Below are 26,168 nucleotides of genomic sequence, written 5' to 3'. Positions count from 1 at the left end.
GTGTAATTACCACCGCTCCTGCAGCCGTGGCCATAGACTTCGGCACTCTTTGGGGTGTGACCAGAGCGCAAAGGCCGTCCTGCCTCCCGTGGGATATGAGACACAGAGGTTTCCAGACACTGAGTTGGTTCAGGGGTGTGAAGTTCAGGGATCTGCAGGTGGACCGTGCCTGTTGGACTGTTCTTTGTGGAAGGCGCGGGCACGAACCTGTCAAGCCGTGCTCGCGCCCTTCGACACGCCTCGTGGGGTGGTGCATTTCGCAGCGTGGTGGCCCACGGCCGTCTGGTCGTCTCATAGTTTGTGGGCATGGCGTCTCGTCGGCCGGGGACCGTCGGCACCCCTGAAAGTTGACGGTTACTGCTGTTGGCCGCTGCGCACACCCGTCTCGATCCGGTCACCGATATTTTTGTCGATCTTGTGCCAGTAACCGAATGTCTGCAGCAGAACCTGCTCGCTCACGCCGTTCAGGAGCATCCCGACGACGTTGCTGACCAGCCGGTCACGCGCGTCATCGTCGAGTACCTCGCGGATCAGGGTTCCCGGTTGCCCGAAGTCGTCGTCTTCCGAGTGCAGGGTCGCGGCGGCACGCACCATGTCACCATTGGTTTGCCAGCCGGCCGGTTCGCCGAAGCGTTCCGTGTCCGCCCGCGGACCGCCCTTGGAATTGGGTGCGTAAACGGGGTCGCCCGGGTTGTGGTGTCGCATTTGTCCGTCTTTGGAATAACTGTGCACCGGGGACTGGGGCGCATTGACCGGTAGTTCGTTGTAGTTCGCCCCGATCCGGTGCCGCTGGGCGTCGGCATAGGAGAAGAGACGGCCCAGAAGCATCTTGTCCGGGCTCGGCCCGATGCCTGGGACCATGTTGCTCGGGGAGAAAGCGGCCTGCTCAATCTGTGTGTGGTAATCGTTCGGGTTGCGATCCAGCGTCATCGTGCCAACCTCGATCAGCGGGTAGTCCTTCTGCGAAATCGTCTTGGTGATATCGAAAGGGTTGAACCGATACGTTTTAGCGTCCTCGAAGGGCATGATCTGCATTTTCAGCGTCCAGCTGGGGTAGTCGCCGCGCTCGATCGCCTGCCACAGGTCGCGCGTGTGGTAGTCGCCGTCGGACCCGGCCAAACGATCGGCTTCCTCTTGGGCGAGGAACTCAATGCCCTGATTGGTCTTGAAGTGGTAGCGCACCCAGAACTTCTCCCCACCGTCGTTGACCCACATGTAGGTATGGCTGGAGAACCCGTCCATGTTCCGCCAACTCCGCGGAATCCCGCGATCGCCCATCAGCCAAGTTACCTGGTGGGCCGATTCCGGCGAGAGCGACCAGTAATCCCACTGCATGTCGTTATCGCGCAGGTTGTTATCGGCACGTCGCTTCTGAGAGCGGATGAAATCCTGAAACTTCATCGGATCCCGCATGAAGAACACCGGCGTGTTATTGCCCACCAGGTCGTAGTTGCCCTGGGTCGTGTAGAACTTCATCGAGAAGCCACGCGGATCACGCCAAGTATCCGCGCTGCCGTGCTCACCCGCCACGGTAGAGAACCGAATCAACATATCCGTGGTGCGTCCTGGCTGGAACAGATCAGCCTTGGTGTACTCGCTGACGTCGTGCGTCACCTCGAAATGGCCGAAGGCACCGGCACCCTTGGCGTGCGGCTGACGCTCGGGAACTCGCTCCCGGTTGAACTGGGCCATTTTCTCAATCAGGTAGGCATCCTGCAGCAGAATCGGCCCGTCCGGCCCGACAGTCAGTGAGTGCTCGTCACTTTCAACGGGTATGCCCGCAGTGGTGGTGGTAAAACTCTCCTCGGTCATGATAAATCCCGTCTATCAATCCAATGGAACGGGGACGCGAACGGTGTCCGGAAAGCACCCGAGAGTGCCCCTGCCCCTTTTTCCACTATAGTCACGGGGCAGTCGTTGTGTCTCAAAATACTCGTGAAATGGTGTATCTATCTGACATAGCGCTCCTGCGCAATGGTCAGGTCGGTCAGGGTGATTGGGCTTCCGCTGGGAGCGCCTCAGAAAACGGAAAAACACCATGTTGGCCCCCGACGACATGACAGTCGGCCCGACCTCGCATGATCGGAATGTACGCGGGTGGACGGCTAAGCATGCTCCTGTGGAGGATCTTCCTCGAAGTTCGCAATGGCCGGAAGCGGTCCGGCAGCAGGGTCGCAACAGGTGCCTGCGCCACTGATCGACGCTGCGGGCGTGTCTTGGAACCTTCTGCAACCACGCTTTCGAACCACGCAAGGGGCTGTGAAGACAGATTAGTGCCTGTTGTCCGTTCGCAACATCCCGAAAGAGGCATTTTGCATGGACACCATCGAAGGGTCCCACAAGAGGCTCCTCACCGAACAAACCAGCTGCTGACCTGCAAAGGTGCAAACACTGCCTGCCGATCCCGGGCCACCCGTGCTGTGAACGGGCAGGCCCTCTACTGCACGCTGTTCCAAGCGCCTAAGCGGACAATTTGATCCGTTGTCCAAAGTGGCCCAAAGGCGAAAAAGAAGTGTTGCGTCTCGGTATCAGCTCCGTTGTTTCCTTGGGGTTGGGTCCCGGCTTGCCCGATGCTTGGGCAGAATCACTCCGAACACGCTAAACATCACCAGCCATATCACGAGCCCTGCAACGAGGAAGTATCCGACCACTGCCAAGTATTCGAGAGGGCTGTCGAGCGAGAACCAGCCACTCCAGAACAAAGCCGGCAGCACGGTGCAAAGCATGATCACGAAATGAATCGCCGACTGGCGGGAGAGTTTCCATCGGTCGACTTGGTAGATCACGGACGTGCCGCTCGTGGCTGCGGCGATCACGCCTGCGGCGAATGTGCTTCGTGCGGCGGACAAGTCTCCCTCAGCACGTAAAGCAACGCCCATCACTCCAAAGATGACGACCGAAACACCCGCAAGGATCAGTCCAAGACGCAGTGGCGACATGCTGTGAGCGTATCACCGCTAATTGGCGAACTCGCGCTGCCGAGCTCGGCCATTCGCGATGCCAGACGATTAGTCTTCATGCCCGGAGTGCTTCGACGACCACTGCCGCCGTCCCTCCGACGAGGACACAATCACCAAGTGTATCAATTTGACGATACATTAGTGTATCGTCTGGATGATACAAGACAAAGAGGGGTTGTGGCGCATGATGGAGTTGTATTTTTGGGTGTTCGGTTCGCTTGTCGCGGGAATTGTTCTCGCGCTGGTGTGGCGGCTGGTCTGGGGGCGCAAGTCCGCACTGCCAGTCGGCTCCGTTAGCGGGTTCACATTGGCTGCGCCGCTCCTTGCCGTTCTGAGTGAGATCGCGATCCGTCTAATGGATGTGTCGTTACTGCTTCCGTTTGATGTCCCGCGTTACCTCAGCGAACGGTATCGGGATTACGGATACACTATCCCCCTGCTGTTGGGGATTCTCGGTTTGGTGCTCCTCGCATTCCCAGTGCGGGCGCGTGGCGGGCGTGGTGCGGCGGAGCTTACGCGGCGGTCGCTGGTTTCTTTCGTGCGAGGGAGGTGGTTCGCACCTCCCAGTGTGCTCCTCGCACTTATTCTGTTCATCACGATCACGGCGGGTGCGGCATCGCAGCCAGACCATGAGACAGGTCGCTATACGATGTACTTCGTGGATCTCGGCGGGGAACGAGGCATGGGAACCGGCATCTACGGATGGTTCTACTCCGTTCCGGCCATGATTCTCATGGGCATCCTGATCGTGGTTACCATCGTTGGATTGTTCCTCGTTGCTAGGCCACCATTGGCCGAGGATCGGGAACAGGACATCTGCGTGCGCACCACCAGGTGCCGCAACATCATCGCTGCAGGTACGGGTGCCCTGTTGTTGCATCTGGGGCTGATCTTTAGCTCGCTCGCGGGGACAGCATCGGTACGATCAGTGTTCACTACTTCCGAGGGACCAGTGAAGTTCTGGACCACGTTCTCCGCCCTCGAACCGACGTTTATTGTCGCCTCCATGCTGTGTGCTGCGCTGGGTGCCGCACTCTGGGTGTCTGTCGGGCTGTCAGCCATTCCGTCACGTCGCCGTGCGTCGATCGCGGTCGGGCCATGATGATCGGGCTGTCTGGGTCCGCACCACCGACGGATCAGATTCACGACCAGATCCGCGGTCTGGTCGCTACCGGCCGGCTCGCAGCGGACGAACGTCTCCCCTCAGTGCGCCAGCTCGCTAAAGACCTTGGAGTTGCCCCCGGTACCGTCGCAAAAGCCTACCGAGCATTGGAAGCCCAAGGGTTTCTCGTCACCCGAACGGGCAGCGGAACCCGCGTCAGCCCCACCGCATCGACGACATCAAGGCCCGTGCTGGAAGCTGCCCGCCGCCTCGCTAGTGCCAGCACTCACGAAGGCACCGGCATCGAAGATACGATTCGGATTCTCCGCGCCATCTGGCCGGCGCCACCCGGCCTCAAGTGACGAAACACCACCGGCCATGAAGTCCAATCGCCAGGCGGAGAGGCGCATCCGGACTACGTCAGGCAGCCCGGATGCGCCTGCCAGGTCACCGACAGCCAGATTCGAAGCACTGTCCAACTAGTCAAGCCCGGCGAACCCGCTGCGGAGTTTGCCATGGATCACCGCACATCGCCTGAAGGCGTCTGCCGGGGCACCCCTGAAAGTGCAGGAGCGTCGAGGATAACCGGCCCGATACTGCTGGAGCGTCGGTAGTACGGGGCGGGGCGGCTGGGGACTGGGAGGCTGCTGCGGCGTACCTGGGCGGCGGGGCGGGGCGCAGCCTGGGTGGTTAGAGGCCCAGGATGCTGGTGGCGATCAGGAAGTAGATGATCAGTCCGGTGGCATCAACGAACGTTGAAATGAACGGGTTGGAGAACACGGCCGGGTCCGCCCTGACGGCCTTGCCCAGCAGCGGCATGAGCCCGCCAATGCTGGCAGCCATGGTGCACACGCCCAGCAGGGTCAGGCCGATCACCAAGCCGATGGGCACGCTGAAGAACATCGACGCGATCACGAAACCCAGCGCACCCAGCAGCAATCCAAGGAACGACCCAACCCGCACTTCACGGGCAAACACCTTGAAAACATCACTCGGACGGACGTCGCCCAGGGCGAGGGCACGGGTGATGGTGGTGGCCGCCTGGTTTCCGGTGTTTCCGCCGGTACCAATAAGCAACGGGATGAACAAGGAAAGCACCACCTGCTCTTCAAGGGTCGCCTCGAAGGCTCCGATGACTTGGACTGTCAACGTTGCACCCAGGGCCAGCACCAGCAGCCACACCACCCTGGCACGCACGATGCTGCTGACGGGAGTGGCCAGGTAGGGCCGACGCAGCGGTTCGGAGCCGCCGGCACGTGCTGCGTCTTCGCTTTCGGCGTCCTCCAGGATTTGCAGCGCATCATCCACGGTCAAAATGCCCACGATGCGGTCCTCGGCGTCGACGATCGGCAGCACCAGCATCTTGGCGTCGGCACAGTAGCGGGCCGCCTCCTCTGCATCCTCGGTGGCAAAGAAACTCAAGGGCTGCTTCATGACTTCCGCGACCCGCGCGGAATCATCGGCACGCAGCACATCACGCAACGACAACACGCCCACCAAGTGCCGGCCGGTGTCCGTGACCGGAATCGTGTAGATGCTCTCGGCGTCGTCCAGCTGCGCTTTCACCCGCAACAACGTCTCGCCGACGGAGAGCTGCGGGTGGGTCGCAACAAACTCGGGGCTCATGTAGCGCCCCACCGAACCCTGGGGATAGCCCAGCACCGTGCTGGTCAGGGCCCGGTCCTTCTCACTGAGCCCCGAAATCAGGCGATGTGCCACTGAAGCGGGCAGCTCATCGAGCAGGGCCACCCGGTCGTCGGGACTCAGCTCGGCAAAGACGACGGCGACTTCAGCTTCCTGCAAACCGGCAACGAGGTCGCCCTGAAGCGCCGCATCCAGTCGTTCGAAAACCTCAATGGCCCGGCCCTTGGGCAGCGTGCGGTAGGCAACGGCCCTGTCGATGGTGTTCAGGCGTTCCAATTGTTCAAGGGTCTCAGCCACGTTGAGGGGCTTCAGCGCTTGCGAAACCGCAGTGAGGTCCTGGCCGGCGAGGCCCTTGGTCAAAAGCTCGGCGCTGTCCGCAAATGTCTGGACGGGGTACTTGATCATTCTCCGGTTCCCTCCGGTGAAAGCACACGCGATCATGCCGCGGGAGGAACCGCGGAAAGTGTGCAGGAAATGGGTGGCGAAAGCGAAGGCGCTACCGCGTGAATCCCCCATGGCCGTAAGGAAAGCTCCTGGCTGCTGCACGGCTTTTGCGTGGCTGCCCTGCACTGCGCAAGGCACGACGGACCTTTTCCGTGTGCCGCTGCCGGTGGTGGGGATTAGTAGGAGGCTGGTTCCCGATGGCGCAGGCTGAGCTCGCGCGGTGCGGTAGATCGACTATGTCCGTCTTCCATGTGCGGTCCACCTCCTGCTTTCCATGGCTCCAAGGAGCGCAGTCACTGCCACACGAAGCGAATCCGCAAAAGACCCGTGGCATCGAGCCCATCCTAGTCCACCACCGCGAGGAATCCCGAATCGTTGCTTTTTGGGTTTTCCCGGCAGCCCGAAGCATTGTTTTTGTTGCAGGCGGCAACTAAGAATGGACTATGACGGTCACATTGAGGTCCTTGGAAACTGCAGTTCCGCCCACCATTTTAATCCAGCCCGAAGCACGGGATGTCTTTGCCGCCCAGCCCGGACTGACGCGCCTGGGCCAGCGGCTGGTCCGCACCTGCTTTGATTCGGCAGCCATCGACACCCGCCACACGGCCGTGGCGGAAATGAGCCTGGATTTCCGCGGCCCCAACCCCGTGTTTTACGACGGCGACTCCGGACTGCTGCTCAACCCCAGCACCAAGGTCCGCAACGACCTCTTTGCCGCCGAAGCCACTCCCCTGTTCATTGAAGCCGCCTCCAAGGCCGTTGCTGCATGCCCGGATCTGGTGGCGGAGGACATCACCCACGTGGTCACCGTCTCCTGCACAGGATTTTTCAATCCGGGCCCGGACTACAAGATTGTCCGCGCGCTGGGGCTGAACCCTTCGGTGCAGCGCTACCATCTTGGCTTCATGGGCTGTTACGCGGCTTTTCCGGCCCTGCGTGCCGCCAAGGCGTTTTGCGAGGCCGATCCGAAGGCCGTGGTGCTGGTGGTCTCGGTGGAACTGTGTTCCCTGCATGTGCGCACCTCCAACGATCCCGACACCATCATGGGCTCTTCCCTTTTTGCCGACGGAGCCGCCGCCGCAGTGGTCACCGGCCGTGAGCTGCCGCTGACGGCGCCGGCCCTTGAACTGGACCACTTTGAGACGGTGCTGACCCCCGTGGGCGAAGATTCAATGGCCTGGAACATTGGCGACCACGGCTTTGAAATGGTGCTGGACACGTACGTGCCCAAGATCATTGACGAGCACATTGTGGAGGCGCTGAAACCGCTGCTTGACAACGAGCCGGCCTTGGAAGGGCGCCCGTACAGCGACATCCGGCATTGGGCCATCCACCCCGGCGGCAGAAGCATTCTTGACAAGGTCCAGGCCAAATTGGAGCTGAGCGAAGATCAGCTCGTCCCTGCGCGGGAAACGCTGCGCAACTTCGGCAACATGTCCAGCGCAACGGTGATGTTTGTGCTCAAGCACATCATGGAACAGCCAGCCGAGCAGCCGCGTGAAACCATCTGCGGAATGGCTTTCGGGCCCGGCCTGACAGTGGAGACGGGGCTGTTCACCAAGGTTGGCCCGCCCACTTCGGTGCTGCCGGAAGTGGGCCAAACCGCTTCCGCCCAGTCGGCCTCTGCACAGGAGGAACTAGCCATATTGGACGCCGAAATTGTGCCGGATCCGACGGCGGCCCCGCAGACCGCGGCCCCGCAGACCGCGGCCCCGGCAGGCAATGCCTAAGGGCTCCCCCACAGCCCGGGGAAAGTCCTTTTTGGCCGCCCGGGACGAGCATGCCGTGGAGGAAATGGACAAAGCCGATTGCGATCCGGCCGCCTTGGCGCGCACCTACGCCCAGTTCCCGCTGGTCAACAGGGTGGTTTCACGCTGGCACGGCGTCTACCAACAGCTCATCAAGCCGCTGCTCTCGCCAACCCGCACCACCACCTTGCTGGACATCGGCTGCGGCGGCGGGGACATCGCCGCCAGCCTGGCCACGTGGGCGGCCCGTGACGGGCTGGCGCTGTCCATCACGGCCATTGACCCCGATCCCCGGGCCATCGACTTCGCGCAGGCTCACGCCGCGAGCGGGTCCGTCGCCTTCCGGGATGTCCACAGCGGCGTGCTGGTCGGTGAAGGTGCCGCGTTCGACGTCGTCATTTCCAACCACATGCTCCATCACCTCGCACCGGAAGAACTCCAAGCCCTGCTGCAGGATTCGGCCCGCTTGGCGCGCCGGGCTGTGATCCACAGCGACATCGCGCGCAGCCCGGTGGCCTATGGACTGTTTTCGGTGGGGACGCTGCCGTTTTTCCCGGGCTCGTTCATCCGCCGCGACGGGCTGACCTCGATCCGGCGCAGTTACACGGCACCGGAGTTGCGGGCCGTGGTGCCCCCGGGCTGGCGCGTGGAGTCCGCCGCTCCCTGGCGAAACCTGCTGCTATTCAATGCCCGGGAACGAGATGCCCCGGACCACCGTGTTTGACGTCGTCATTGTGGGCGCCGGGCCGGTGGGGCTGTACTTGGGCGCACTGTTGTTGCAGGAGGGGGTGTCGGTGCGCATTCTGGAGCAGCGCACCGAACCCGGCGTGCATTCGCGGGCCATTGGCATCCACCCGCCGTCCCTTGCCGCCTTGGAACTCGCCGGTGTGGCCTCGGCGATGGTGGCCGAGGGCGTGCGAGTCCCCCGCGGGATGGCGCTCAGCGGCGGACGGGAAGTGGCCCAATTGTCCTTCGACCAGGCAGGAATGCAGTGGCCGTTCGTGCTCACGCTGCCACAGGTTCGCACGGAAGCCATTCTGGAAGCGCGGGTGCGCGAGCTTGATCCGGAGGCCCTGGTGCGGGACTTTTGCGTGGATTCCCTGCACGACGGCGGGACGTCCCTTACGCTTTCAGGCCGCCGCAACACCGGGGATCAGCAGGAGAGCGTTGCAGGCCGGTTGGTGGTGGGGGCCGACGGCGCCCGGTCGGCGCTCCGGCGGCTGTTGCGCATCTCAACGAGCGGGCGGGACTATCCCGACACGTACGTGATGGGCGATTTTCCGGACACCGGCACCGATGGCTCCACGGCGATGCTGTATCTGGAACCGGGCGGGATTGTGGAGTCCTTTCCGTTGCCTGGCGGGCTGCGCCGCTGGGTGGTGCACACCGATGCCCTCCTCAGCGGGCCCACGGCCCCCGGCCTGGCCGAGCTGGTCAAGGCGCGCACCGGCGTCGAAGTTCAGGCGGAGGCGAACAGCATGCTCAGCGCCTTCGACGTGCGGTTCAGAATTGCGCGGCGCATGGTCCAGGGCCGGGCTGCACTGGTGGGCGACGCCGCCCATGAGATCAGCCCCATCGGCGGCCAAGGCATGAACCTGGGCTGGTTGGACGCCCAAGCACTGGCCCCCGTCATGGTGGCAGCGCTGCGCGGGGAAGCCACGGGGCCCCGCTTGCAAAGCTTCGAACGACGCCGGATGGCGGCAGCCCGTTCGGCCTCCCGGCAGGCGTGGCTGAACATGGCGCTGGGACGTCCGCTGCCGGCGTCGTTCCTGCGCTTCCGGCACGCCGGCGTCAGGGCAGTGTTTCGCCTACAGGGGGTCCAGGACTTGGTCGCGCGCCGGTTCACGATGGCGCACTTCCGCTGACGGCGTTGGCCCGGCAGCTGGGATCGGAGTCCGCCCGGTGGCCTTGACGACGGCGACCGCCACCGCCGTCGTGACCGGAATGGCCAGGACCAGCCCGATGGACCCGACGAGGATCCGCACAATTTCCTCGGCCAGCTCCACGCCGGTCAGCGCCGTCAGCAGCTGCTGGTCAAAGAGCGAGACCATCAACAGCACCGGCAGCGCACTTCCGGCGTAGGCAAAGGCGATGGTGTAGACGGTCGAGGCGATATGGTCGCGGCCGATCCGCATGGCCGAGCCGAACAACTCCTTGGCCGTGGTGTGCGGAGCCATTTCATGAAGCTCCCACACCGCCGAGGACTGGGTGATGGTCACGTCGTTGAGCACGCCCAAGCCGGAAATGACGAGTCCGCACAGAATCATTCCGGAGAGCGACATGCCGTTGGTCAGGCTCATCAGCTGGTACGCATTGTGTCCCGACGTGCCGGTCAGCGCGGCGGCATCCACCGCCCAGGCTGCAAGCCCCGCCGTGACGCCGAGCCCAAAAAGGGTTCCCAGCAGTGCCGTGGATGTGCGCACGGAAAAACCGTGGGCAAAATACAACACGCCGAACATGATCGCCGAGGAGCCCACCAGAGCGACCAGCAGCGGCGGCTGTCCTTGGGCCAGGGCGGGCAAAATGAACCACGCCAACACCCCGAAGGCACCGCCCAGGCCCACCATGGCGCGCAGCCCGCGCCACCGGGCGACTGCCACCACCACCAGGGCATAGAGTGCGGCCAACAATCCCATGGGCAGGGTGCGCACAAAATCCATGAACACATACTCGGCCCCGCTGTGTTCGGCACCGGTGACGGCGGCCAGCCCGGACAGGTTCAGGTATCGAACAGTGTCCCCGGCCTTGACTCCGCGGGACTGCACGATGTCTGGGCTGACGACGACGGGCACCTCGCCCGCCCCCTTGACCTCGGTGTAGGCGATGAAGCAGCTGGTTCCGGCGGTTCCGCCGGTGCTGGTTGAGCAGTCCTCCGTGGCGGTGCGCTGCACAGCTCCCGCGTCGATGCTCGCCCCTGGTGCCGCCGCATAGGGGTTGCCGACCTGGGACGGGGCACTCCCCGCGTCTGGCCACATCACCACCAGGGCCGCAATTGTCAGCGCTGCCAGGGGTGCCAGAATCCAGCTCAGCAGAACGACCGCCCGTTGACGCACAGCCTTGCGGCGGCGCAGCTCCGGGCGGGTCAACAGTGTTTCGTCAGAGTGCGAATGGGAATGGCCCATGGGCAGGTGGCAGTCCTTTGCGTTATGGGGGTGCGGGCGGGGTGGGGCTCGACAAGCACCGTGCCCGGGCGGGCTGGGCTCCCGGAGCGGGGATGGCGTGATTTCCTTCCCTCGCTTCGCAAGCTCAGCGGGGAACCCTCGGAAATCTCTTACCAAGGTCGCCCAGCGACCGAAGAAATCTTACTGCCCGCGAGGAGCCCGGCCCGCCCGCCAGAGATGCGATGGTGGCGGTATGCCGCTTGTTACTCGCCGACCACCAGGGTGTCGGTGCCGCGAACCTTGGCGGCACCGACCCCCAGCATGGGGTTGACCACGGCGGCCAGGGCTTCCATGGAGTCGTCGAGTTCAAGCAGCACCGGGTACTGGTGGGTGATCAGGGCGAGCAGGTCGTAGACGGCCTGCACTGCGGCGTCATGCGCCAGTGCCGGCTCCACGCCCATGAACACCTCGGAGGCGGCGGCCGGTGCAGCCTCCTCCCCGGAGCTGATGTGGCCTTGTGAGTAGCTCAACGCAAAGGCTTGAATCTTGCCCTTCTTGCTGGGGGCAACATCGGCACCGAAGGCGCTAGCCGGCTCGGCCCGCAGCACCAGGGCACCGTGGGCACCCGTCAGGTCGTCAAGAAACATGCGCTGCACCAGCCCGGGGCTGAGCACGCCGGTGGGGTCCCACTGGTTCACCGATTCGTAGTAGCGACCCACCACATCAGTCAGCTCAACGGATCCCGTGGCCAAGTCCTGGACATGGGCCTCCGCCTCCTCCTCGGTTCCTTCACCGAACATCGGCAGCTTCAGGGCGTTGGGGCCCACTTCCACCACCCTGTTGCGCTGCAGCACGGCCAATCCCGTCGCCTCGGCGAAGGCAGCGCCGGAGGTTCCGGGCGCCACTTTGCTGCGCAACGCCGTCGTGCTTGTCAATCCTGCGGCCAAGGCAGCGGAGGCTTCGTGGCGCAGCATGGTCAACAAGGTCGCGCCAACGCCTGCGCGGCGGTGGTCGGCGGACACCTCGACGTACGCCCAGAGCCGCGCCGGGTGCAGCTTGGTGGAATACACCACGGCCGCCGCGACGGGGATGCCCTGATCCTCGGCCACGATGGTGCGCCGCCACGGATTCGCGGTGGAATCCGGTGTCAGCGCCGCACGGAACTGGCCGGCCGGGGCGGACTCGGCGTCTCCCCAGATTTCGTTCAGGGCCAGGTCGTCGCCGTCCTGCCAGGACCGGTAGACAAGTTCAGCCACGCCTATGCACCCAGGAGGCGGGTGGCCAGGTAGGCCTGCACGCCGTCCAGGGGCACGCGCTCTTGGCTCATGGTGTCGCGCTCACGGATGGTCACGGCGTTGTCCTCGAGCGTGTCGAAGTCGACGGTGATGCAGAACGGCGTGCCGATCTCGTCCTGGCGGCGGTAGCGGCGGCCAATGGCGCCGGCGTCGTCGAAGTCGATGTTCCAGTGCTTGCGCAGCGTATTGGCGAGTTCCTTGGCCTTCGGCGAGAGGTCCTCGTTGCGCGAGAGCGGCAGCACGGCGGCCTTGACGGGGGCCAGACGCGGGTCCAGCTTGAGCACTGTGCGCTTGTCCACGCCGCCCTTTGAGTTGGGTGCCTCGTCCTCAACGTAGGCGTCCACCAGGAACGCCATCATGGAACGGGTCAGGCCGAAGGAGGGCTCGATGACGTACGGGGTGAAGCGCTCGCCCGTGGCCTGGTTGAAGTAGCTCAGGTCAGTGCCGGAGCCCTTGGTGTGCGAGTTCAGGTCATAGTCGGTGCGGTTGGCAACACCCATGAGCTCGCCCCACTCGCTGCCCTGGAAACCGAACTTGTACTCGAAGTCGATGGTGACGGCAGAGTAGTGGGCCCGCTCGCCGTCGGGGACGTCAAACTGGCGCATGTTCTCCGGGTTGATGCCCAGATCCAGGAACCAGGCCCAGCACAGGTCCACCCATTCCTTGAACCACTTGTCCGCATCCTCGGCGGCGACGAAGAACTCAATCTCCATCTGCTCGAACTCGCGGGTGCGGAAGATGAAGTTTCCGGGGGTGATCTCGTTGCGGAAGGCCTTGCCGATCTGGCCGATGCCGAACGGGGGCTTTTTGCGCGAGGTGGTGAGCACATTGTTGAAGTTCACAAAGATGCCCTGCGCGGTTTCAGGGCGCATGTAATGCAGGCCTGCTTCGTTGTCCACAGGCCCCAGGAAGGTCTTGACCAGTCCGGAAAACAGCTGCGGTTCGGTCCACTGGCCCTTGTTGCCGCAGTCGGGGCAGACAATCTCATCCATGCCGTTTTCCGGCTGGCGCTTCTTCTTCGCCACGAACCCCTCAATGAGGTGGTCCTGGCGGTGGCGCTTGTGGCACTGAGTGCACTCGATGAGCGGATCGGTGAAGGTGGCGACGTGGCCCGAGGCCTCCCACACGGCCTTGGGCAGGATGATGGAGGAGTCCAGCCCCACCATGTCCTCGCGCCCGCGCACGAAGGATTGCCACCATTCGCGCTTGATGTTCTCCTTCAGCTCCACGCCGAGGGGACCGTAATCCCAGGCCGACCGCGAGCCGCCGTAAATCTCACCAGCCTGAAAAACAAAGCCGCGACGTTTCGCGAGGGAAATGACCTGGTCAAGCTTGGATTGGGGCGCCACTAGTTCTACTCCTAAGAATTACGAGGCCGCTGGGTGCGGTCCGTCCGGGGACAACACTACAGTCGGGCGGGCGTCCGGCGGGAATTAGTCCGTTCTGCGCGAAATCCGTGCTGAATTCCGCGCATAAGTTAATTCCACTTCGCTTATGCGCGTGACCCAACCTTGGATCTTGCGCCGGTGCGATTCTGCGCTGACTCCGGGCCCGGATCCTGCGCATAAGTTGATTTGGCTGTGCCTATGCGCGGAACCCGAGCTGGATCTTGCGCCGGTGCACGAGCACGGTATGACCGCGGCGGGTCCTGTCCACCAGCGGACATTCACTTATACGGGCATTCATTTAGACGGGCAGGACACAGGTGGCGCTGCCAAACTCCAGGCGTTGCACGGGCTCGGCGCCAAGCAGCCCGTCCGCGTCGAGGGCAAAGACAGCCACGGAGTTGGAGTACTGGTTGGCCACGTACATCGTGTTGTTGGCCACCGCGAAGTGCCGCGGCCAGGCGCCGCCGCTGGGGATTTCCTGCAGGAAGCGCGGCGGCACGAGGGCCTCCCCCGTCACCCCGTCCAGATCGCCGACGTCCATGACCACCAGCGTGTTGGGACCGCGCACGGCAGCATAGAGCTTGGTGCCGTCTGCGGAAAGCTGGAGATGGGACGGGAAGAAATCCTTGCCGTCTGCCTGCGCTTGCGGGTTTTCCGTCAGCACCGACTTGAACAGCCACTGCCAGAAGAAGTCGCCTGCGGCACCGTCCACCGGGTGCCGATCGATGCGCTCCGCGTTGCTGGTCTTGTGCAGCGTTTTGCGCAACACGTGCAGATGCCCGTCGAGTTCTCCTGCCACCAGCATGAAGTCGCCCTTGAGAACAAGGTGGCGCGGTCCGGTGCCCGGCGGCAGCTGGGCCGCGCGCTGCAGCTCGATCAGTTCCCCCACTTGTGCGTACTCATCAACACGGTCCGCCCCGAGATCCGTGGCCAGCACGGTTCCCCACGCGGTGGCAGTGACCTGATGGACGTGGGATTGGGATTGCCTGTCAACCACGGGACCGCTGCCTGGATGGGCCACAAGCTGCGGCTCCTGCGCGGCACCTTCAAGCATCCCGGCCAAGGACACCACGGCTGCGGTGCCGGAGGAGTAGTTGGCAGCCCACACCTTGCCGTCCATGAAGGCTGCGTGGCAGGGGTCGGCTCCCCCTGTGGCGGCACGCCCCACCAGTCCCAAGGTCTGCGGGTCCAACGCGGCAAGCCCACCCTGCGGCAGTTCCTCCACTGCCAGCAGGTGTCCGCCGCCGAAAAGGACAAACGAAGGATTTGGCACGGTTGCGTTTTGGGCTTGCAACTGCCCCACCGTTCCGTCGGCCAGCACGGCAAAGGATGCCAGCCCGGGACCGGCACCGTAGCCCTCTTCGGTGTAGCCACTGACAATGAGGGCGGTTGTAGATGACATGGATGGACTCCTCGCGCAGCGTTGGTTCTTTGCTGCCACGCTATCCTGCCCGGCCTCCAAAAGCATTGAACCACTTCGCATCGCAAGGTACTATGCATTACATGGAACCAAATGGCACCATCAGCACCAACCTCCGCAAAGGAGTCTTGGAGTACTGCGTTCTGGCCATGATCGGCGACGGCGAAATGTATGGGCTGGACATCGCCAACGGCTTGCATGGCCAAGGGCTGCTCACCAGCGAGGGAACGCTGTACCCGCTGTTGGCCCGGCTGCGCCGCAATGGGCAGGTGGAAACCAGCTGGCGCGAATCCAGCCAGGGCGCACCTCGCCGCTACTACACCCTGACGGCGGCAGGCCGGGAGTCGCTCGCCGCATTCACCGGCGTGTGGAATGACTTCCAGCAATCAGTCAGCAACATACTCAACTCTGCAACAGGAGACCCTCGATGATGAACCGCCTTGATGGCCAGGAAGTTCAAAAGTACCTCTCCGCGCTGGAAGCCAGGCTGTCCCATCTGCCCGCGGACCAATCGGAAGAAATCCTGTTCGGGGTCCAAGAGCACATCTCCGAGGATCTGTCCCGGGGAAACCGCCCCGTCTCCGAGGTACTGGCTTCACTGGGAAACCCCGACGACGTCCTGGCAGACATGGCAGGTCCGGACAGTAGCCGCAGCAGTGGAGACGGCCGAGCCCCCACAGCACCGCGCTGGCGCTCGACGAGCCCCTGGGTCGCGCTGACAGCAGTTCTACTGGTGATTGGCGGCTTCCTGGCGGGCATCGGCTGGTTTGCCGGGGTGGCGTGCTTGTGGATGGGAACACGCTGGAAAACATGGGAAAAGATTCTCGGAACCTGCCTTTTCCCCGGTGGCGTGCTGGGTGCCCTGTATTTCGCCCGGCTCATCCCGTGGTCCGTGGATCCCATTCTTGGAACCACCAGTTCCGGGCCCGCCGAACCTGTTATTCCAGGGCTGCCCCTCGTGGCGACAATTCTCATTATGTGCATTCCACTCATCATGGCCGGATACTTGATGGTTGCCGGGCTGCTCCGCCGACCGCGCCCAGCCAAAGCGCCGTCCACCGCGCCCCCATCCATGCTGCACAATTAAGACATGAGTTCACACGAGATCATTGACATCCCCATCCGCGACGACATGATCCGCCTGGGCCAGCTGCTCAAGCTTGCCAGCCTGGTCGACGACGGCGTTGAAGCCACGGAGCTGATCAAGAACGGCCTGGTGCAGGTCAATGGCGAGATCGACGAACGCCGCGGACGCCAGCTGCACGACGGCGACACCGTCACCGTCAACGGCGAGACAGTGCGCATCACCACGGGCTAATACCCCTCAACAAACCGCGGCCGAGCGCGCCAAGTGAGCTGCCGAGGGTCCCGAGCCGTGGAGCCGCAGGTTCGAGGGGCCCCAGCGCCAGCTCGCACAGCGAGCCGGCGCTGGGGAGATCCTGTGGACGTGCGAGGTTTGGGAGGCAGCGAACGGACGGCGGGCACCCAAGGTGGGTGCCCGCCGTCGTGCTTTGTGCTGTGGTTATTTTCCGTTCAGGACCTTGAATTGCAGAAACTCGCCCACGTGCGCTATTTCCTGGGCGTTGATGCCGTGCCCAATGCCTGTGTAAAGCACCTTCGTCAGCTTCACATGCCCGTGCATCCAGGTGTTGGTTGATTCAATGGCAGCTTCGGGGATGACGGGGTCGCCCTGGTCCCGTCCCCAGAAAATGTCGGGCTTGAGCGCAGCCACGGCCGCGTCGTCAAAGAACGGATCGCCGGCGGCATCCGCCACGAATCCCGACAGGCCCACCACTGCCGCATAGTCGGCCGGGCGATGGCGCATCAGCGTGGTGGCCATGCCCATGCCTTGGGAGAAGCCCAGCAAGCTCACCGACGAGTGCTCGCCGCGCACGCCGTCGAGCCACTTTTCAAGATAGCCGGCAGCTTCCGTCACGGCAGCCACGGAGTAGCCCAGGTCGTTGTTCAGCGGGAACCAGGCGAAGCCGGGACCGGCCTGCAAGGGGGCCCGCACGGAGGCGACGGTGAACTCCGGCGGCAGTTGTGCGGCCAGTGAAAACAGGTCCGCCTCGTCTGCGCCGTAGCCGTGAAGAATCACCAATAGCGGGGTTCCACTACGTTCGGCTTCCGTGAGTGACCAAAGGACTTCAGGGGTTGCATTCATGCGTTCATCTTTCCACGGGAGGGTCCGCGGACGGAAAAGGGTGGCCAAACTGGGCGCCCGCGGGCAGGATGAGAAGGTGAACGATTCAACACAGCACCACCCGTGGAGCCGGTATGTGGCCGTGGGCGACTCTTTTACCGAAGGCATCGGCGACCCCGAACCCAGCAGCCCGGGCGGCTACCGCGGCTGGGCGGACCGGGTTGCCGAAGAACTCAGCCGCGGTGCCGAGGATTTCAAGTACGCCAATCTGGCTATTCGCGGCCGTTTGCTCGGGCAAATCCTTGGCGAGCAGCTGGAGCCGGCGCTGGAACTCAAACCCGATTTGATCAGCATCTCGGCCGGCGGCAACGACCTGATCCGGCCCGGCGCGGACCCCGACGCATTGGCCGAGCGGCTCGACGCCGCCGTGGGACGGATGACGGCGGCCGGCGCAACCGTGCTGCTGTTCAACGGTCCTGACATCCGCGACACCCCCGTGCTCGGCTTGGTGCGCGGCCGGGTGGCCATCTACAACGAGAACCTGCGCACCATCGCCTCCCGCCATGATGCGATCGTGGCCGACATGTGGTCCATGCGCCAGCTCCGGGACTCCCGGATGTGGGCCGGGGACAGGCTGCACTTCTCTACTCTGGGCCACCACACCATCGCCATCATGGCCTTGCACGCACTGAACGTCCCAAACTCGCTGGTGCCGGATCTGCCCAAGCCGCTGCCGCCGCAAAAGTGGCAGACCGCCCGTGCCGAGGACCTGGTGTGGGCCAAGGACTTCTTTGTTCCCTGGGTGCTGCGAAGGATGCGGCACCAGTCCTCCGGCGACGGCATCACCCCCAAGCGGCCCACTCCGGGTCCCATGTTCAGCCGCATGCCCGGGGACGGCCAAGTCCCCGGGGACGGCCAAGCACCCAGGGACGGCACTGGCCGGTAGGTTGCGCAGGCCACCTTCCAACGGTGGCGGGCTAAATGTCTGGGGAGGGGCCGCCGTCGTGCCCGTCCTGCAGTGAGACAACGGCAGCAGCGTGCCGCGGTCCCCCGCCGGCATGCGCAGTGCTCGGCTCGGCATCCCCCGCGGCACGGGGCGCGGAGTGCGCCCCGGCCTGTTGCTGCGACGCCGCCCCGCGCCTGCGGAAGAGCAGCGCAGACAGGACTGCGCCAACCGCGAAGAACCCGGCCGCCCACCAATAGCCGACGGCGTAGCCCTGGACGGCGGCCTGGGCCATGACCTCCGGGGTGGGCGGCAGGTGTGCGGCGGCGTAGGCAGTCGCGGCGGTGGCGGCCAGCGTGTTCAACAGGGCCGTGCCGATGGATCCGCCCACCTGCTGGCTGGTGTTCACCAGGGCTGAGGCGACGCCGGCAAAGTCGCCCTCAACCCCGTAGGTGGCCGTCTGGATCGCCGACGGCATGATGAGTCCCAGTCCAAAGCCGACGATCAGCAACGCCGGAAGCAATCCTGATGCGTACGTGCTCTCCAACCCCAGCCGGGTCAGCCCCACCATGCCGATGCAGGCCACCACCATGCCCGCCGGCACCACGAGTTTAGGTCCAAGCTTGGGCAGCAGGACGTTCGTTGACAACTGGGCGGCCACGACGAGGGAGGCCACCATGGGCATGAATCCGACGCCGGCCTTGATGGGCGAATAGTGCAGCGACGACTGCACGTAGTAGGTGACGAAGAGGAAAATGCCGAACATGCCCGCGCCGGCGATCAGGACGGAGATGAAGGCCGCGCCGCGGTTCCTGTCAAGCACAATCCCCAGCGGCAGGATGGGGTGGCGCGCGCGATGCTGCCAGAGCACGAACATGAGCAGCAGCAGGGCCGCCCACCAGCATGCCCCCGGTCAGGGGCGATCCCCACCCGTCCGTTTCGGCGTTGGAGAAACCGTAAACAATGAAAAACAGGCCGGCGGAGACCAGGATGGTGCCGGGCAAATCGAGCTTGGGCCGGGGTCTTCCACCGCGGGACTTGTCCACGAAGATGCTGGCAAGTATCACGGCAAAGATGGCAATGAAGACGTTGATGTACAGGTTCCAGCGCCAGTTCAGGTCCTCGGTGAGGAAACCTCCCAGCAGCAGTCCGACGGCGCCTCCCGCCCCGGCGATTGCACCAAAGATCCCGAAGGCGCGGGATCGCTCTTTCGGGATCGTGAACGTGGTGGTCAGCACTGTCAATGCCGTGGGGGCCAGCATGGCACCGAGGGACCCTTGGAGTGCGCGGGCAAAAATGAGCATGCCAAAGCTGGTCGCGGCGCCGCCAAGCGCCGACGCCGAGGCGAAGCCGACCAGACCGATGATGAACATGCGCTTGCGGCCGACCATGTCCGAAAGCCGCCCGCCCAGGAGCAGCAGGCTGCCGAAGGCGAGCGAGTAGGCCGTGATGACCCACTGGCGCTCCCCGTTGCTGAAGCCGAGGTCGTGCTGTGCGGAGGGCAATGCGATGTTGACGACCGTGGTGTCCAGCACCACCATCAGCTGGGCCAGCGCAACGGTGCCAAGCGTCCACCAGCGCCGTGCGGACACGGCAGAAGCGCCGCTGCCGCCTGTGCTCGGTGTTCGGTGTTCGGTGTTCGAAACGCTGCCATAGCCGTCAGGGTAGAGGAAAAGCATGGTGTTGGGCACCGCTTTTGGCTCGGAATTGTCCATGAATCCATCCCGCTTTGACCATCCAGCGAGCGTTGTGTTCCCCATGTCCTGCTTTCATGCACGGACCGGCGGGACAAGGACCGGCGCAACAAGGGGATTCGGCAGCCAATCGAGACTAGAGTGGGAAGTGGCGGCCCGCATGGGCGCGCCTTGATTAGAAGAGGTGTGTTGTGCCATTCGTACTCGGGTCAGTGGCCGTGGGCAGCGTTGCCGCTTCCTCCTCCGGGGTGGGCGGATTCCAGCCCTTCCTGGTTCTCATCATCATTGGCGTTGTTCTGCTGAGCTCCTTCGTCAGGGCCGCTTCCCGCAAACGGCGCGCCAACCGGGCCAGCCCCTACACGATGGCGAAGCCAACGGGCCGCACCGGCGTGGCGCAGCAGCCCGGCGGTGCCACCTATCCCGCCAACACCCCTTACGCCGGGACGCTGCTCAACGGTGTGCCGATGAAAAATTATGACAGTTCCCACGCTCACCAGGGTGTCAGTTTCGCCAACGAGCGCATGAAGGCCGAAGCCGAACTCAAACGCCAGCTGGACGCCTTGGACGCTGCACGCCGCAACGGCCAGGTGACGCCTGAGCAGTACACCGCCCACCGCGAAGCAATCTTCAGGAACTTCTAGCCGGACAGTCACTTCGAGGCGGCCAGTATCGTCGAGGCTGATGCGACGCAGGGACGCTGGTCCCTGCGTCGCTTTTGCTCAGTCCTTGAATTTGTGTCAGTCCTTGAAGAAGGACTCGCGGAGCAGGTCCCCCACGGCGGCAACTTCGGTCAGGAAGCCGTCGTGGCCAATGCCGGAGTCAATCCTGCGTACCGGCACGTCCCTTGGAAGGGCCGCAGCGAGTTCCTCGGACTGGGCAGGGAAGTACAGCCGGTCGCTGTCCACCGCCGTGATGAGGAATTCCACGCCTTCGGCAACGGCCAGGGCTTGAGCCAGGGTGCCGCGGCCGCGGGCCACGTCGTGGCTCATGAGCGCTTCGGTAATGGCAATGTAGCTATTGGCGTCAAATCTGCCCACCAGTTTGTGGGCTTGGTGGTCAAGATAGCTTTCCACCGCGTACTTGCCCTTCCCCGGCGTCCCGAGGCGCTCGTGGCTGATGGTGTCGTCCCCGCCTTGGGCTTGGCGGCCGAAGCGCGACTCCAGCTCGGTTTCGGAACGGTAGGTGATGTGCGCAATCCGCCGGGCCAACCCCAAACCCAAGGTGGGTGCTGCGCCGTCGTAATAGTCCCCGCCGGCAAAGTGCGGGTCTTGGCGGATGGCCAGCACCTGCGCCTGGGCGAAGGCGATTTGCTCGGCAGTGCTCGCTGCACACGAAGCCACGACGGCGCACCGCTGCACCCGTTCGGGGTATGTCGCAGCCCATTCCAGCGCCCGGGCACCGCCCATGGACCCGCCAATGACCGCGTGCCAGGAGGTGATGCCGAGCTTGTCGGCCAGAGCCGCCTCAGCGTGGACGGAGTCCCGGATGGTGACAAACGGGAAGCGCGAGCCGTAAGGCCGTCCGTCCTCGGCAATACTTGAAGGACCGGTGGTGCCGTAGCAACCACCCACCATGTTGGCGCACACCACAAAGTACTTGTTCGTGTCGATGACTTCACCGGGACCCACAAGGCCTTCCCACCAGCCGTCTTCCTCGGACTCGCCTCGGCTGACGTGGGTGCTTCCCGTCAGTGCATGCAAAATCAGCACGGCGTTCTCGCCGGTCGCGTTCAACGTTCCCCAGCACTCGAAGGCCATGGTCACCGACGGCAGCACGCCCCCGGCTTCCAGTGGGAGTGCACCGATGCCCATGGAGCGCAGCACGCCGCCGCCTTGACCAACGGCCGCCGACCAGGAGCCGCCAGCCGGCTCGGGAGTGCTCGTTTCAGTGCCAGGTAAAAACACGTTTCCCAACTTCGGAATCACGTCAGTCACTTGGCTCACGCTAATTTGGCGGCGCGAAACCCGGATTCGAGATCGGCAATAATATCCACCACGTTCTCAAGTCCCACCGAAAGGCGCACCAGGCCCGGCCGCACACCGGCAGCCAACTGCTGTTCCGGTGAGAGCTGCGCGTGGGTGGTGGACGCAGGGTGGATCACCAGGGAGCGTACATCGCCCAAGTTGGCCACATGCGAGTGGAGTTCCAAGCCGTCAACGAAGCGCTTGCCGGCTTCGGCTCCGCCAACGATGTCGAAGGAGATGACGGCGCCTGTGCCCTTGGGTCCGTACTTGCGTCCGCGCTCAAACCAGGGGCTTGAGGGGATGCCGGCGTAGGCCACGGATTCCACGTCCTCATTGTCTTCAAGCCAGTTCGCCACGGTGACGGCGTTGCTGACATGGCGCTCAACGCGCAAGCTCAACGTCTCGATGCCCTGGGCAATGAGGAAGGCGTTGAAGGGGGCGATGGCCGAGCCAAGGTCGCGCAGCAACTGCACGCGGGCCTTGAGGATATACGCCAGGTTGGCGCCAAGGGCGCATCCAACACCGAGGTCCCGGGCGTACACCAGGCCGTTGTAGGTTTCGTCGGGAGTGTTGAAGCCGGGGAACTTCTCCGGGTCGGCAGCGAAGTCGAACTTGCCGCCGTCGACAATCACCCCGCCAATGGCGGTGCCGTGGCCGCCGAGGTATTTGGTGGCCGAGTGGATGACAATGTCCGCGCCCCACTCCAGTGGCTGGATCAGGTACGGGGTGGCGAGCGTGTTGTCCACGATCAGCGGCACGCCGGCGTCGTGGGCGATGGTGCTGATGTTCTCCAGGTCAAGCACGTCCTGGCGCGGGTTGGAGACCGTCTCGCCGAAGAATGCCTTGGTGTTTGGCTGCACGGCGGAACGCCACTCGTCGAGGTTGTCCGGATCCGAGACAAAGGTGACCTCGATGCCAAGCTTCTTCAGCGTGTGGGCCAGCAGGTTGAACGTGCCTCCGTAGACGCTGGGGCTGGAGACGATGTGGTCGCCGGCCTCGGCCAGGTTCAAGATGGCAAACGTGGTTGCGGCCTGGCCCGAGGAGAGCAGCAGTGCCCCGACACCGCCTTCAAGGCTGGCGATGCGCTGTTCCACGACGTCGGTGGTGGGGTTGCCGAGGCGGGTGTAGATGGGTTCCAGCTCCGTCAGTGCGAACCGTGCGGCGGCGCTCTCAGCCGACGGGAACACGAAGGATGTGGTCTGGTAGATCGGCAGGGCGCGCGAACCGGTGGTGGCGTCGGGCGTCTGGCCTACGTGAATCTGACGGGTTTCAAATGACCAACCGTTGCTCATGGATGGGTTCCTTCACACTAGAGGCCTGCGGCAAGGCCCTCCTGCACGCGGGGCGGGAGGGCGCAAATGTCGATGGCCCGCGCTTGCACCGTGACCGGATGGTTCGGTGCCAGGTCCTCACCCGGGGCACCCCGCCGCGGAAGGAGGGTTGCCGGTCAGCAAGCCGGGGCTGTGCGCTGACACTCATGACCTGCTTCCAGTGTGCGAGAAAGCCTGCGCGGCGCCAAGTTTGTGACGACATTGTGACTTTTGACGAACATCTGCTTGAAATTCTGCCATAAAAGTGTGTGTCACAGAACTAGTGACTGATCAAGTTCCGTTTCCGCCACTTCCATTCAGATCTCTTGGCGCGTCTGCCCCATGCCCGACGGCGTTGCTCACGTTGCCCTGCGCGGCGGCGGCGGCGGCGGCTGCGGTATCTGCCGCCCGCGCTACTTCCCCAGCCCCGCCTGGCGCAGCGCTTCTGCCATGGCGGTGTTGGCTGGCGTCGGGGCCGGCGCCGGGCTTGCCGGCCGTGCTTGGCTTGATGGGCGTCCGCTGCCGCTGCGCTGCTGGGCCTCGCGTCCGGAACTGCGGGAGCCGGCGTCGTTCCCCGCCTGCGCACCCGTCTCGCGAACCCGGCCGGTGACCTGTGCCTCCGTGGGACCGGCCTGCCTCGTCTGCTTGGCTTGCTCCGACCGTTTGGCCTGCCCGGACTCATCATCCAGGCGCAAGGAGAGGGAGATGCGCTTGCGGTCGGGCTCCACCTCGAGAACCTTGACCCGGACCACTTGTCCCGACTTGACCACGGTGTGGGGGTCGGAGACGAAGGAGCTGCTCATGGCGGAGACGTGGACAAGGCCGTCTTGGTGCACCCCGATGTCCACAAATGCGCCAAAGGCGGCCACATTGGACACTGTGCCTTCCAAGATCATGCCTGGGCGAAGGTCGGTGATCTTCTCGATGCCCTCGGTGAACGTGGCGGTCTCGAAGCGGGGACGGGGGTCGCGGCCGGGCTTTTGCAACTCGGCGACAATGTCGGAGACGGTGGGCAGGCCAAAGGAGCCGTCCACAAAGTCTGCGGGGTTGACGGAGCCGGCGGCGGCAACACCTCCGGCAATTTCGCCTCCCTTGGCGCCGACGGACGCCAGGATTTTGCGGGCCACTCCGTACGCTTCCGGGTGCACGCTGGAGGCGTCCAGCGGCTCCGCTCCCCCACTGATCCGCAGGAACCCTGCACACTGCTCGAAGGCCTTGGGCCCCAACCGGGCCACTTTCAGCAGCTCGCGGCGCTTGGCAAAGGGTCCGTGTTCATTGCGGTGAGCCACGATGTTCTCGCTCAATAGCGCCCCCACTCCGGCCACCCGGGCAAGCAGCGCCGGCGACGCAGTGTTCAGGTCGACGCCCACGGCATTGACACAGTCCTCCACCACCGCACCCAGGGAACGCTCAAGCTTCGCCGGGGTGAGGTCGTGCTGGTACTGGCCCACACCAATCGACTTGGGCTCAATCTTGACAAGTTCGGCCAGCGGGTCCTGCAGGCGGCGGGCGATCGAGACTGCCCCGCGCAGGGACACGTCCATGCCGGGAAGTTCGGCACTGGCCAGCGCCGAGGCCGAATACACCGAGGCACCGGCTTCGGACACCACCAGCTTTACCACCGTCCGCTCCGGAGCCATTCGCTTGAGTTCAGCCACCAATTCGGCAGCGAGCTTGTCCGTTTCCCGGCTGGCCGTGCCGTTGCCTATGGCGATGAGTTCCACCTGGTGTTTGTGGGACAGCGCCACAAGGCTTGCCAACGCTTCACTCCAGCGCTTGGCTGGGGCGTGCGGGTAAATAGTGTCGGTGGCGGCCACTTTTCCCGTGCCATCCACCACTGCCACCTTCACTCCGGTGCGCAGTCCCGGGTCAAGGCCCAGCGTGGCCTTGCTTCCGGCAGGCGCAGCCAGCAACACATCGCGCAGGTTCGCGGCAAACACCCGCACGGATTCCTCTTCGGCACGCTGGAACAAGCGCACGCGCACATCCACCGACAAGCGGGTCAGGACCCGGGTTCGCCAGGCCAAGCGGGCACCGGTCATGAGCCAGCTGTCGGCGGTCCTGCCGGAATCGGTGATTCCAAGGGAGCGGGCCACGGCGTTTTCATACGTGGCACGGGCCTTGGCTTGCGCGTCGGCGTCGCGAGGGTCGGCTTCGGCCAAGTCAAGGCCCAGCACGCCTTCCTTTTCGCCGCGCAGCAAGGCCAGGACGCGGTGGCCGGGCAGGGTGTGCGGTGGCTGGGCAAAGTCGAAGTAGTCCTTGAATTTCTCGCCGGTGGCGGCCTGGCCGGTTTTGACGCTGGAGCGCAGGCGCCCGGTCTTCCAGAGCCGTTCGCGCAGCTCACCCACCAGTGCGGCATCCTGGCCCGCCCGCTCGATCAAGATGGCGCGGGCACCGGTGAGCGCGTCGTCGGCGCTGGCCACGCCGCGTTCGGCGGAGACAAAGGTGCCGGCCGCAGAGGCCGGGGTGCGGGAGGGATCCGCCAGCAACGCCTCCAGGAGCGGCTCAAGGCCGGCTTCGCGGGCGGCGTCGGCCTTGGTTTTGCGAGTGGACTTGTACGGCAGGTACAGGTCCTCCAGCTCGGATTTCGTGGCGGCGGCCTCGATGGCAGCACGCAGCGGACCCGTCAGAAGGCCCCGGCCATGAATGGTCTCCAGCACCGCCACGCGCCGCGCCTCGAGCTCGCGCAAATACCGCAGCCGCTCCTCCAAGTCGCGCAACTGGGCATCGTCCAGGGTCCCGGTGGCTTCCTTGCGGTACCGGGCAATGAACGGGACGCTGGCGCCGTCGTCCAACAAGGCAATCGCGGCGCGAACCTGGGCTGGGCGCACCCCCAGTTCAGCAGCGATCGTGGCCGCAATGCGGGCCTCCTGGGCGGCAGGGGTGGGCAGGGACAGCGATGCTTGGCCGGTATCAGTCACAGACCAATTCTGCCCCACCGGCCCGGTAGCCCGGTACACCCCCAGCACCTACATCAGACGTCCTATGTGACTTAGGCAACACTAAGTCGAG

Annotated in this window: 23 protein-coding genes and 1 riboswitch; of the genes, 10 read left to right on the top strand and 13 right to left on the bottom strand. The window is 64.3% G+C overall.

The window, feature by feature from the left end; translation table 11 throughout:
- Positions 1-354: 354 nt before the first annotated feature.
- Together QMG25_RS13510 and QMG25_RS13505 are read right to left on the bottom strand one after the other, a co-directional pair.
- Entirely contained in the window at positions 355-1,812 is a 1,458-nt protein-coding gene (locus tag QMG25_RS13510) for a catalase (protein WP_283461047.1), read from the bottom strand.
- 716 nt (positions 1,813-2,528) lie between these two features.
- The gene (locus QMG25_RS13505; protein ID WP_283461045.1) at positions 2,529-2,939 is read right to left on the bottom strand and encodes a DUF3021 domain-containing protein; all 411 of its coding nucleotides are present in this window, start codon (positions 2,937-2,939) and stop codon (positions 2,529-2,531) included.
- 175 nt (positions 2,940-3,114) lie between these two features.
- Here QMG25_RS13505 and QMG25_RS13500 point away from each other — a divergent pair, with 175 nt between their 5' ends.
- Both QMG25_RS13500 and QMG25_RS13495 read left to right on the top strand, forming a co-directional pair.
- A complete protein-coding gene (locus tag QMG25_RS13500) occupies positions 3,115-4,062 on the top strand; it encodes a hypothetical protein (protein ID WP_283461043.1) in 948 nt (315 codons plus the stop codon).
- A complete protein-coding gene (locus tag QMG25_RS13495) occupies positions 4,059-4,424 on the top strand; it encodes a GntR family transcriptional regulator (protein WP_283461040.1) in 366 nt (121 codons plus the stop codon). The genes QMG25_RS13500 and QMG25_RS13495 overlap by 4 nt, the downstream gene beginning before the upstream one ends.
- 328 nt (positions 4,425-4,752) lie before the next feature.
- Here QMG25_RS13495 and mgtE read toward each other — a convergent pair whose 3' ends face one another.
- Entirely contained in the window at positions 4,753-6,222 is a 1,470-nt protein-coding gene (gene mgtE, locus QMG25_RS13490) for a magnesium transporter (protein ID WP_349307142.1), read from the bottom strand.
- 371 nt (positions 6,223-6,593) lie between these two features.
- On the opposite strand from mgtE, the gene QMG25_RS13485 reads away from it, so the two are divergent.
- From QMG25_RS13485 to QMG25_RS13475, 3 genes are read left to right on the top strand one after another with little or no spacing between them, the layout of a single operon-like run.
- A complete protein-coding gene (locus QMG25_RS13485) occupies positions 6,594-7,880 on the top strand; it encodes a type III polyketide synthase (RefSeq protein WP_283461038.1) in 1,287 nt (428 codons plus the stop codon).
- Complete coding sequence (locus QMG25_RS13480; RefSeq protein WP_283461035.1) at positions 7,873-8,622, top strand: class I SAM-dependent methyltransferase; 750 nt, start codon at positions 7,873-7,875, stop codon at positions 8,620-8,622. The genes QMG25_RS13485 and QMG25_RS13480 overlap by 8 nt, the downstream gene beginning before the upstream one ends.
- Positions 8,600-9,763 carry an FAD-dependent oxidoreductase gene (locus tag QMG25_RS13475; RefSeq protein ID WP_283461034.1) on the top strand — a complete coding sequence of 388 codons (1,164 nt, stop codon included), beginning with the start codon at positions 8,600-8,602 and terminating at the stop codon, positions 9,761-9,763. Before QMG25_RS13480 ends, QMG25_RS13475 begins: the two co-directional genes overlap by 23 nt.
- Here the strand turns inward: QMG25_RS13475 and QMG25_RS13470 are convergent.
- The 4 genes from QMG25_RS13470 to QMG25_RS13455 form a co-directional block, all read right to left on the bottom strand.
- The gene (locus QMG25_RS13470) at positions 9,707-11,020 is read right to left on the bottom strand and encodes a YibE/F family protein (RefSeq protein WP_283461033.1); all 1,314 of its coding nucleotides are present in this window, start codon (positions 11,018-11,020) and stop codon (positions 9,707-9,709) included. The two genes, QMG25_RS13475 and QMG25_RS13470, sit on opposite strands and share 57 nt — an antisense overlap.
- 242 nt (positions 11,021-11,262) lie before the next feature.
- On the bottom strand, positions 11,263-12,255 hold the full coding sequence (locus QMG25_RS13465; RefSeq protein ID WP_283461031.1) for a GNAT family N-acetyltransferase: 993 nt from the start codon (positions 12,253-12,255) through the stop codon (positions 11,263-11,265).
- 2 nt (positions 12,256-12,257) lie between these two features.
- Positions 12,258-13,643 carry a glycine--tRNA ligase gene (locus tag QMG25_RS13460; protein WP_283461029.1) on the bottom strand — a complete coding sequence of 462 codons (1,386 nt, stop codon included), beginning with the start codon at positions 13,641-13,643 and terminating at the stop codon, positions 12,258-12,260.
- 337 nt (positions 13,644-13,980) lie between these two features.
- The gene (locus QMG25_RS13455) at positions 13,981-15,084 is read right to left on the bottom strand and encodes a lactonase family protein (RefSeq protein WP_283461027.1); all 1,104 of its coding nucleotides are present in this window, start codon (positions 15,082-15,084) and stop codon (positions 13,981-13,983) included.
- A gap of 101 nt (positions 15,085-15,185) precedes the next feature.
- Between QMG25_RS13455 and QMG25_RS13450 the strand changes: the two genes are divergently transcribed.
- Genes QMG25_RS13450 through QMG25_RS13440 form a run of 3 tightly spaced genes read left to right on the top strand, consistent with a single transcriptional unit; the run spans position 15,186 to position 16,420 of the window.
- Positions 15,186-15,533, top strand: coding sequence for a PadR family transcriptional regulator (locus QMG25_RS13450; RefSeq protein ID WP_283461025.1), 348 nt, complete (start codon positions 15,186-15,188; stop codon positions 15,531-15,533).
- Positions 15,530-16,189 (top strand): HAAS signaling domain-containing protein, encoded by a 660-nt coding sequence (locus QMG25_RS13445; protein WP_283461024.1) that lies wholly within the window; start codon positions 15,530-15,532, stop codon positions 16,187-16,189. Before QMG25_RS13450 ends, QMG25_RS13445 begins: the two co-directional genes overlap by 4 nt.
- A gap of 3 nt (positions 16,190-16,192) precedes the next feature.
- Positions 16,193-16,420 carry an RNA-binding S4 domain-containing protein gene (locus QMG25_RS13440; RefSeq protein ID WP_283461022.1) on the top strand — a complete coding sequence of 76 codons (228 nt, stop codon included), beginning with the start codon at positions 16,193-16,195 and terminating at the stop codon, positions 16,418-16,420.
- Between the two features lie 204 nt (positions 16,421-16,624).
- Here the strand turns inward: QMG25_RS13440 and QMG25_RS13435 are convergent, their stop codons facing one another.
- On the bottom strand, positions 16,625-17,266 hold the full coding sequence (locus QMG25_RS13435) for an alpha/beta hydrolase (protein WP_283461020.1): 642 nt from the start codon (positions 17,264-17,266) through the stop codon (positions 16,625-16,627).
- 76 nt (positions 17,267-17,342) lie between these two features.
- Here QMG25_RS13435 and QMG25_RS13430 point away from each other — a divergent pair, with 76 nt between their 5' ends.
- Positions 17,343-18,191: an SGNH/GDSL hydrolase family protein gene (locus tag QMG25_RS13430; protein ID WP_283461018.1), complete on the top strand. Its 849-nt coding sequence runs from the start codon at positions 17,343-17,345 to the stop codon at positions 18,189-18,191.
- A 31-nt stretch (positions 18,192-18,222) separates the two neighbouring features.
- On the opposite strand, the gene QMG25_RS13425 is transcribed toward QMG25_RS13430, so the two are convergent.
- Both QMG25_RS13425 and QMG25_RS13420 read right to left on the bottom strand, forming a co-directional pair.
- The gene (locus tag QMG25_RS13425) at positions 18,223-19,011 is read right to left on the bottom strand and encodes an MFS transporter (RefSeq protein ID WP_283461016.1); all 789 of its coding nucleotides are present in this window, start codon (positions 19,009-19,011) and stop codon (positions 18,223-18,225) included.
- Positions 19,004-19,903 (bottom strand): MFS transporter, encoded by a 900-nt coding sequence (locus tag QMG25_RS13420; RefSeq protein ID WP_283461014.1) that lies wholly within the window; start codon positions 19,901-19,903, stop codon positions 19,004-19,006. The genes QMG25_RS13425 and QMG25_RS13420 overlap by 8 nt, the downstream gene beginning before the upstream one ends.
- Before the next feature lie 170 nt (positions 19,904-20,073).
- Here QMG25_RS13420 and QMG25_RS13415 point away from each other — a divergent pair, with 170 nt between their 5' ends.
- Entirely contained in the window at positions 20,074-20,523 is a 450-nt protein-coding gene (locus QMG25_RS13415; RefSeq protein WP_283461012.1) for a hypothetical protein, read from the top strand.
- A gap of 96 nt (positions 20,524-20,619) precedes the next feature.
- On the opposite strand, the gene metX is transcribed toward QMG25_RS13415, so the two are convergent.
- From metX to QMG25_RS13400, 3 genes are all read right to left on the bottom strand, one after another.
- On the bottom strand, positions 20,620-21,693 hold the full coding sequence (metX, locus tag QMG25_RS13410) for a homoserine O-acetyltransferase MetX (protein ID WP_283461105.1): 1,074 nt from the start codon (positions 21,691-21,693) through the stop codon (positions 20,620-20,622).
- Between the two features lie 128 nt (positions 21,694-21,821).
- Positions 21,822-23,138, bottom strand: a complete 1,317-nt coding sequence (locus QMG25_RS13405) for a bifunctional o-acetylhomoserine/o-acetylserine sulfhydrylase (protein ID WP_283461010.1) — start codon at positions 23,136-23,138, stop codon at positions 21,822-21,824.
- A 74-nt stretch (positions 23,139-23,212) separates the two neighbouring features.
- Positions 23,213-23,329: riboswitch (SAM riboswitch) on the bottom strand.
- A gap of 240 nt (positions 23,330-23,569) precedes the next feature.
- On the bottom strand, positions 23,570-26,077 hold the full coding sequence (locus QMG25_RS13400; protein WP_283461008.1) for a Tex family protein: 2,508 nt from the start codon (positions 26,075-26,077) through the stop codon (positions 23,570-23,572).
- Positions 26,078-26,168 lie beyond the last annotated feature (91 nt).

It is taken from the genome of Arthrobacter sp. H35-D1 (assembly GCF_030063185.1).
Classification (GTDB): Bacteria; Actinomycetota; Actinomycetes; order Actinomycetales; family Micrococcaceae; genus Specibacter.
The sequence above is the reverse complement of the archived record's forward strand: the minus strand, read 5'-3'. Positions and strand labels throughout refer to the sequence as shown.

Excerpts from the sequence above, each read along its gene's own strand:
- QMG25_RS13510 (WP_283461047.1), bottom strand. The coding sequence starts at position 1,812 with ATGACCGAGGAGAGTTTTACCACCACCACTGCGGGCATACCCGTTGAA.
- QMG25_RS13505 (WP_283461045.1), bottom strand. The coding sequence starts at position 2,939 with ATGTCGCCACTGCGTCTTGGACTGATCCTTGCGGGTGTTTCGGTCGTC.
- QMG25_RS13500 (WP_283461043.1), top strand. The coding sequence starts at position 3,115 with ATGATACAAGACAAAGAGGGGTTGTGGCGCATGATGGAGTTGTATTTT.
- QMG25_RS13495 (WP_283461040.1), top strand. The coding sequence starts at position 4,059 with ATGATGATCGGGCTGTCTGGGTCCGCACCACCGACGGATCAGATTCAC.
- mgtE (WP_349307142.1), bottom strand. The coding sequence starts at position 6,222 with ATGGGGGATTCACGCGGTAGCGCCTTCGCTTTCGCCACCCATTTCCTG.
- QMG25_RS13485 (WP_283461038.1), top strand. The coding sequence starts at position 6,594 with ATGACGGTCACATTGAGGTCCTTGGAAACTGCAGTTCCGCCCACCATT.
- QMG25_RS13480 (WP_283461035.1), top strand. The coding sequence starts at position 7,873 with ATGCCTAAGGGCTCCCCCACAGCCCGGGGAAAGTCCTTTTTGGCCGCC.
- QMG25_RS13475 (WP_283461034.1), top strand. The coding sequence starts at position 8,600 with ATGCCCCGGACCACCGTGTTTGACGTCGTCATTGTGGGCGCCGGGCCG.
- QMG25_RS13470 (WP_283461033.1), bottom strand. The coding sequence starts at position 11,020 with ATGGGCCATTCCCATTCGCACTCTGACGAAACACTGTTGACCCGCCCG.
- QMG25_RS13455 (WP_283461027.1), bottom strand. The coding sequence starts at position 15,084 with ATGTCATCTACAACCGCCCTCATTGTCAGTGGCTACACCGAAGAGGGC.
- QMG25_RS13450 (WP_283461025.1), top strand. The coding sequence starts at position 15,186 with ATGGAACCAAATGGCACCATCAGCACCAACCTCCGCAAAGGAGTCTTG.
- QMG25_RS13445 (WP_283461024.1), top strand. The coding sequence starts at position 15,530 with ATGATGAACCGCCTTGATGGCCAGGAAGTTCAAAAGTACCTCTCCGCG.
- QMG25_RS13440 (WP_283461022.1), top strand. The coding sequence starts at position 16,193 with ATGAGTTCACACGAGATCATTGACATCCCCATCCGCGACGACATGATC.
- QMG25_RS13435 (WP_283461020.1), bottom strand. The coding sequence starts at position 17,266 with ATGAATGCAACCCCTGAAGTCCTTTGGTCACTCACGGAAGCCGAACGT.
- QMG25_RS13420 (WP_283461014.1), bottom strand. The coding sequence starts at position 19,903 with ATGGACAATTCCGAGCCAAAAGCGGTGCCCAACACCATGCTTTTCCTC.
- metX (WP_283461105.1), bottom strand. The coding sequence starts at position 21,693 with ATGGGCATCGGTGCACTCCCACTGGAAGCCGGGGGCGTGCTGCCGTCG.
- QMG25_RS13405 (WP_283461010.1), bottom strand. The coding sequence starts at position 23,138 with ATGAGCAACGGTTGGTCATTTGAAACCCGTCAGATTCACGTAGGCCAG.